A 6,984-nucleotide genomic window follows, 5' to 3' on the forward strand; every position below is an offset into this window, starting at 1 on the left:
TTCTCCAAAAGTTCCGGCGGGAAGTGGTCTATCCCCGCCTGCACCGGCGTGTGGGTGGTGAAGACGTTCCCCCACTTGACCGCCTCCACCGCCTCCCGGAAGGCGAGCTTTTCCTCCTCCATCAGCAGGCGGACCCTCTCCAGGGCCAGGAAGGCGGCGTGCCCCTCGTTCATGTGGCAAACGTTGGGCACGACCCCCAGCGCGCGCAGCGCCCGGATGCCGCCGATCCCCAACAGGATCTCCTGCCGGATGCGCATCTCCTGGTCGCCGCCATACAGCTTGTTGGTGATCTCTCGGTCGGCGGGGGAGTTCTGCTCGAGGTTGGTGTCCAGGAGGTAGAGGGGTATCCTCCCCACCTGGACCCGCCAGACCTGCACCTTGACGGTCCGCCCGGGGAAGTGGAGATCCACGGTGACCGGGTTCCCCTCCGCGTCCTTCTCCAGGTGCAGCGGCAGGTTGACGAAGTCGTTCTCCGGATAGATCTCCTGCTGCCACCCCTCCAAGTTCAAGAGCTGGCGGAAGTACCCCTGCCGGTAGAGGATGCCCACCCCCACCAACGGCAGCCCCAAGTCGCTGGCCGATTTCAGGTGGTCGCCGGCCAGGATGCCGAGACCTCCGGAGTAGACCGGCAGCGACTCGTGCAGCCCGAACTCCATGGAGAAGTAGGCGATCTGCACCCCGGGAGTGCCGTGACGGTCGTACCAGGTGTGGGAGGCGAGGTAGTCGTTCAGCCGCTCCTCGACCTGCTCCAGGTGCGACATGAACCCCTCGTCGGCCATCAGGCCCTCCAGGGTCGCCTGCTGGAGGCTCCCCAGCATCTCCAGCGGGTTGTGGCGCATCTGCCGCCACAGCTCGGGGTCCAGCCGCTTGAACAGCCGGATGGCGTCCGGGTCCCAGGTCCACCAGAGGTTATAGGCGATACGCTGCAGCCCCGCCAGTTCGGGAGGGAGCGAAGGTACGACTGTAAATCGGTGTAGCGTCTGGGTCACGTTCATACCAGATACCTCACTAGCATCAATCGCTACTCAGGCCTCTCAATGCCGAACTTCTCCAGCCGGTATTGTAGCGTCTTGTAGCTCATCCCCAAAAGCGGAGCCGCCTTGCTGATCACCCAGTCTGCCCTTTCCATCGCCTTCATGATCAAGTCCCGTTCCAGCTCGTCCATCGAGATCCCCTCGGCGGGGAAGTCGAAGCGCAGACGGCTGCCGGTAGTCGCCTCGTGGTGCACGTCCGCCGGCAGGTCCTCCGGCTGGATGTAATCGCTCTCCGCCATCAGCACGCCACGCTCGATCACCGATTCCAGCTGCCGGACGTTGCCCGGCCAGGTGTAGTCGAGCAGGATCTTCAGGGCCGGCTTGGCTATCCCCTTCATAACGATGCCGCAGGCCTCGCTGTACTTCCTCAAGAAGAAGTTGGCGAGGGTGACGATGTCGTTGCCCCTCTCCCTAAGCGGGGGGAGCGTGATGCGGATCACGTTCAGCCGGTAGAAGAGGTCCTCGCGGAAGGCACCCCGCTTGGTCTCCTGCTCGAGGTCGCGGTTGGTGGCGGAGATGATCCTGACATCCACCGGGATGTTCAGCTTGCCCCCCACCCGCCGGATCTCCTTCTCCTGGATGGTGCGCAAGAGCTTCGCCTGCATGGCGGTGTTCATCTCGCCGATCTCGTCCAGGAACACGGTGCCCCCCTCGGCCGCCTCGAAGATGCCGATCTCGCGGCTCCCGGCGCCGGTGAAGGCCCCCTTCTCGTGGCCGAACAGCTCGCTTTCGATCAGCGAATCGGGAATGGCGGCGCAGTTGATGGCGAAGAAGGGCTTGTCCTTCCTGGGGCTGCGGTCGTGGATGGCGCGCGCCACCAGCTCCTTGCCGGTCCCGGACTCGCCGTAGATGAGCACCGTGGTGGAGGTGGGGGCGATCTTGTTGATCATGCGCACCACCTCCATCATCTTGGGGTGGTCGCCGATCATGTTGGGAAGCGTCTTGGTCTCCGCCAGCCGCTTATGCAGTACGCGGTTCTCCTTGACCAGCATGATCCGCTCGAAGGCGCGCTGCAGGGTGAGGATCAGGTCGTCGCGCTCCAGCGGCTTTTCCAGGTAGTCGAAGGCCCCCTTCTTCATGGCCTCCACGGCGGAGTCGACCGTGCCGTGGGCGGTCATCATCACCACGCACTGCGAGGGGTCCTCGTCCAGCACGCGCTCCATGAGCTCCATGCCCGACATCCCCTGCATCTTCAGGTCGGTCAACAGGAGGTCGAATTCGGCCCCTTCCATCTCCTCCAGCGCCTCGCGGGCGCCGGGGACCGCCACCACGCGGTACCCTTCCTTGGTGAGGATGGCGGACAAGATGTCCCGCTGCCCTTTTTCGTCGTCTACTATCAGAATGCTGCCGTTCATGGTACTCCCGGGGCTAAATGCAACGCATTGCGGTGAGATGGCACTATCTATTCTAAACCATTGTCATGCTTCATGCTTGGCTCGGTACCCTCGCCCCTTCAGGGGAGAGGGTGGCCGAAGGCCGGCTGAGGGTTGCCCCGACTGCCGGGAAGTCCCGCCCTCACCCCTGCCCCTCTCCCCCAAGGGGGCGAGGGGGAGTAAATAGAAGGGGGTGCTGCCTTGCTACGCCGTCCTGACCAGCGGCAGGTTGACCGTGAAGGTGGTCCCTTCCCCCTTGCGGCTTTCCACGCTGAGGGTGCCGCCGTGCTCCTTGACGATCCGCTCGGTGATGGCCAGCCCCAGCCCGATCCCCGCCTCCTTGGTGGTGAAGTAGGGCTGGAAGACCTTGTCGATGTCCTGCGGGTCGATCCCAACCCCCTGGTCGGCGAAGGTCAGCCGGATCATCCCCGCTTCCTCGTCCACGTTGGCCCCCAGGGTGATGGTCCCCCCGTCCGGCATGGCCTGCGCGCCGTTGGTGATGAAGTTGCACAGGCAGTTGCGCATCAGCTCCGGGTCCACCTGCATGGGGGGAAGGTCGTCCGGGATCTCCCGCACCACCTCGATCCGCTGTTCCTGCAGACGGTCCCTCATGATCGGCATGGCCTTGTCCACCAGCTCCGGGTAGGTGATCTGCTGGAGCCTCAGCTTGAGCGGCCGGCCGTAGTTCATGAAGTTGAGGACCATGTAGTTGGCCTTCCTCACCTCTTCCTTGATGTTGTCGGCGATCGACTTGAACTCGCTCGCCTTATCCGGGGCGGTGGGAAGGAATTCCCCCTTCAGGTGGTCGATGGCCAGGCTGATGTAGTTGAGCGGGTTGCGGATCTCGTGGGCGATCCCCGAGGCGAGCTGCCCCACCTTGGAGAGGTGCTCGGCCTCGTAGAGCCGCTTTTCGAGGAACTCCTTTTCCTTGAGTTTCTCCACCATCTCGTTCAAGTTTTCGGCCAGCTCGCCGATCTCGTCGCCGGTCTGCACGTTGAAGGTGACGCTCAAATCGCCGGCCGAGACGTACTTGACGCCGGTGGCCAGCCGGTGGATCGGGTAGGTGTACCGGCGCGCGAGGTAGATGGTGAGGAACATGCCGACCAGGAACACCATGCTGGTGGCCACCAGACGCCGGACGAAGTTGGCGTGCTGGATGTCGCGGATGTTGTCCAAAAGGAGGTTCACCTGGACGTAGCCCAGCTGCTCGTCACCCACGATGACCGGCACCACCAGGTCGTACGGTTTCAGCGAGGAGCCCGACCCGGTCCCCTTGCGCGAGGCCTTCAGTCCCTTCTCGAGCTTCTTGATCTCCCGCTTCTTGCCGACCTGCGCCGGGTCCGAGGAGTTGATGATCTCCCCCTCGTTGTTGATGATGTTGATCTCGTTGACGCCCTTGTTCTTGGCCTGCTGCAGGTACTCGGTGAGCCGCGAGTTCTCGACGTCGGTCTCCGAGGTGAGGTCCTCGACCGAGAGCTGGATCGCCTTGGAGACCACCGTGGAGCTTTCCTGGATTTCCTGCACGAGGTCATTTTGACTGAACTGGTTCAGGACAAAGAGGATCAGCATGGCTATGACCAGCATGGTGAGCATGATCATGACCAGCTTGGTGTTGAGTTTCATCGATGCGACCTTCTTTTACATGAATTCCCGCTAAGCTTGCCAGTATACATGAGGGCTAGCTGCTAGACAAGACGTATATCCCGACTCTGTGCGGCCTCGACTGCCCGGTCTGCGACAGCAATGGACGTTGGTGAGATGCTTGAAAAGGATAAGGGAGGTTCTTGGTCAACTGACGAAGAAGGTCCGGTCGGTTTCGAATGCGTCGTGGAAGGTCTCCAGCATCGCTTCCGCCTCCCCTTCCGAGAGCTTCAGCAACTCACCGGCTTTCGAGCCGGCGAGCTCGATGGTTTCATCGGGCTCCCGCACCCCGATGCCGAGTTTCAGGCAGAACAGGTCGGCCAGCGAGGCGACCGCCGACAGGTTGACCAGCACCTGGTCGTCGAGCGGGCCGAACTCCAGCCGGTGGTGATGCAGGATCGCCTTGGTCAGCATGTCCGGGAAGTTCCACTTCTTCATCACGTAGGCCCCCACCTCCTCATGCGTGAAGGGGTAGACGGCGCGCTCCGCCGTGGCGAAGGAGATCCCCTCGTTGTAGCAGTGCTGCATGACCTCCTGGAACTTGTCCCGGTCCAGGGAATTCATGATGATCTTGCCGATGTCGTGGAAAAGCCCCGCCAGGAAGGCCTCCTCCTCGTTGACGGCGTGGGTGCGGTGGGCGATGATCTTGGCCGCCAGCCCCGCCGCGAAGGAGTGCTCCCAGAGCATCTTTTCGGTGAGGCCGTACGGCTTGTAGACCTGCTTGACCGAGGCGGCCACCACCAGGCTGCGCAGGGTGCTGAAGCCGAGGATGACGATGGCGCTGGAGAGGGTTTGGATCTTGCGCTGGCAACCGTAGAAGGACGAGTTGGATATCTTCAGCACCCGCGCGGCGACGGCGGGATCGGCGGCGACCACCTTGGCAAGTTCCTCGGCGGTGGCGCTCTCGCTCTCGATGAGCTTCATCACCTTCATGGCCACGACCGGTATGGTGGGGAGGTCGCCTGCGGTCATGATCGCCTTTTCCAGTTCCCTGTTGGGCCCCGCCTCTCTGTCGTCCATGCCGAGATCCTTAGTAATATCCTTAGGTTTTTGCTCCGCCCCCCCTCCCGAGTCCACAATATATCAGCTGGAAGAGGATTGGCAAGCGGGGATTTAATGATTGAAAGGGGGCCCCGGGAGGGCTATACTGCCGAAAAAACTAAAGGTACCCCACGTGATCGTTAAAAGCGCCCTCTTCGTAAAAAGCGCCACCAGGCCCGCCCACTACCCGGAGGGTGACCTCCCCGAAATCGCCTTCGCCGGCCGCTCCAACGTCGGCAAGTCCTCGCTGGTCAACGTGCTGGTGAACCGGAAGAACCTGGTCCGCACCAGCTCCACCCCCGGCCGCACGCAGCTGATCAACTTCTTCCAGGTCAACGACGACTTCATGCTGGTCGACCTCCCCGGCTACGGCTACGCCAAGGTACCGCTGTCCGTGAAAAAGGAGTGGCGGCCGATGATGGAGACCTACCTCTCCAAGCGGAAGAACCTGCGCGCCGTGGTGCTGATCCTCGACATCCGCAGGATTCCGGTCGAGGAGGACGTGCAGATGCTGAGCTGGCTGCGCGCCTACTCCATCACCCCCATCGTGGTCATCACCAAGTGCGACAAGGTCTCCAAGAACGAGCGCGCCAAGCAGACCGCGGTCATCATGTCCAAGCTGGGACTGGAGAAAACCGAGGTAAGCTTCTTCTCCGCCCTCTCCAGGGAAGGAAAGGACGGCATCTGGGAGAGGATAGAGACGCAGCTGCAACCGCCCCAGGCAGAAGCGTCCCCGGAACCGGACGCCCCATCCCCTTCCCTTTAGCGTCCTACCGTCCGGCTGCTCCTCGTATCCGACTGCTCCTCCTCCCGAAGGGGGAGGCGGGGAGGGGGGAGCACTGCCCCGAAGCGCAACTTCCGCCCCAGCATGGACCTGCGTTCCCCCTCCCCTGCCCCTCCCCCTTCGGGAGAGGGGATGTCCGAGTTGAGAATTCATTGACTTTCACCTCCCCCTCTGTTAGAAACACAATCGACTATAACTAGTTAAACGTCCGGGTGCCCCGAGAGGGGTTAAAAGGGAAGAGGGTGGGAATCCCTCACTGTCCCGCAACTGTGAACGGTTATGAAAGCCGCAACTAGGCCACTGAGAGAATCGGGAAGGCGCGGTGAGTAAGTAGACCCGTGAGTCAGGAAACCTGCCAGGATGAACGCTTGCTAGAACCTCCGTGGCAGAGGGGCTAAAGCCGGAATCGCGTCCGTTTCCCGACCTTTTCGATTTTCGACCCGCCTTCCACTGGAAAGGCGGGTTTTTTTATGTCCAAAGTTACCCTGGTGACCGGAGGAGCACGCAGCGGCAAGAGCCGTTTCGCCGAGCGACTGGCCGAGGGATTCGGCCCCCTGCGCGGCTACCTGGCCACCGGTTACGCCGGCGACGGGGAGATGGCCGAGCGGATTTCCCGCCACCGCGCCCGGCGCGGGGACGACTGGCACACCATCGAGGAGCCGCTGGAGTTGGCGGAGGCGGTGAACGGCAATGACGGACGCTTCAGCGTGCTGCTCATCGACTGCGTCACGCTCTGGCTCTCCAACCTGCTGTTCCGGGAAAACGGCGGGCCAGCGGAAGCACTCCGGGAAGTCGAGAAATTCACCGGCACCTTCGGGAAGCTGAAAACGCCGATGATCATCGTAACCAACGAAGTGGGCATGGGGATCGTTCCCGAACACCCGCTGGCCCGCACCTTCCGCGACCTGGCCGGTGAAGCCAACGAGCTGATCGCCGCCAAGGCAGACGAGGTGTACGTGACCATCTCCGGCCTGCCGCTGAAACTGAAGGGCTGATTGCATCGCACTTCCCGTGAATCCCCGCCCCGCGTCCCCTCCCCTTCAAGGGGAGGGACAGGGTGAGGATGGGGAAGCAGTTGAAGCCGAAAAAGCAATCCCCCCTCTCCCCCCTT

At 62.4% G+C, this 6,984-nt stretch carries 6 protein-coding genes and 1 riboswitch; of the genes, 2 read left to right on the forward strand and 4 right to left on the reverse strand.

What is annotated here, in order from left to right; all coding sequences use genetic code 11:
* From glgP to VJ604_RS05675, 4 genes are all read right to left on the reverse strand, one after another.
* Positions 1–995 (reverse strand): alpha-glucan family phosphorylase (gene glgP, locus VJ604_RS05660; RefSeq protein WP_324080503.1); only part of this gene is annotated, 995 nt, incomplete at its 3' end.
* Between the two features lie 26 nt (positions 996–1,021).
* Entirely contained in the window at positions 1,022–2,389 is a 1,368-nt protein-coding gene (locus VJ604_RS05665; RefSeq protein WP_324080507.1) for a sigma-54-dependent transcriptional regulator, read from the reverse strand.
* A gap of 222 nt (positions 2,390–2,611) precedes the next feature.
* Positions 2,612–4,030 (reverse strand): sensor histidine kinase, encoded by a 1,419-nt coding sequence (locus tag VJ604_RS05670; protein WP_324080510.1) that lies wholly within the window; start codon positions 4,028–4,030, stop codon positions 2,612–2,614.
* A 165-nt stretch (positions 4,031–4,195) separates the two neighbouring features.
* Positions 4,196–5,068 (reverse strand): HDOD domain-containing protein, encoded by an 873-nt coding sequence (locus tag VJ604_RS05675; RefSeq protein WP_324080513.1) that lies wholly within the window; start codon positions 5,066–5,068, stop codon positions 4,196–4,198.
* 154 nt (positions 5,069–5,222) lie between these two features.
* Between VJ604_RS05675 and yihA the strand changes: the two genes are divergently transcribed.
* Both yihA and cobU read left to right on the forward strand, forming a co-directional pair.
* Positions 5,223–5,855, forward strand: coding sequence for a ribosome biogenesis GTP-binding protein YihA/YsxC (gene yihA, locus VJ604_RS05680; protein WP_324080515.1), 633 nt, complete (start codon positions 5,223–5,225; stop codon positions 5,853–5,855).
* A 211-nt stretch (positions 5,856–6,066) separates the two neighbouring features.
* A riboswitch (cobalamin riboswitch) is annotated at positions 6,067–6,247 on the forward strand.
* Between the two features lie 96 nt (positions 6,248–6,343).
* Positions 6,344–6,868, forward strand: a complete 525-nt coding sequence (gene cobU / locus VJ604_RS05685) for a bifunctional adenosylcobinamide kinase/adenosylcobinamide-phosphate guanylyltransferase (protein ID WP_324080517.1) — start codon at positions 6,344–6,346, stop codon at positions 6,866–6,868.
* The last annotated feature ends 116 nt before the right edge of the window (positions 6,869–6,984 follow it).

The sequence above is a fragment of the Geomonas sp. genome (assembly GCF_035254065.1).
In the GTDB taxonomy this organism is placed as follows: Bacteria; Desulfobacterota; Desulfuromonadia; order Geobacterales; family Geobacteraceae; genus Geomonas.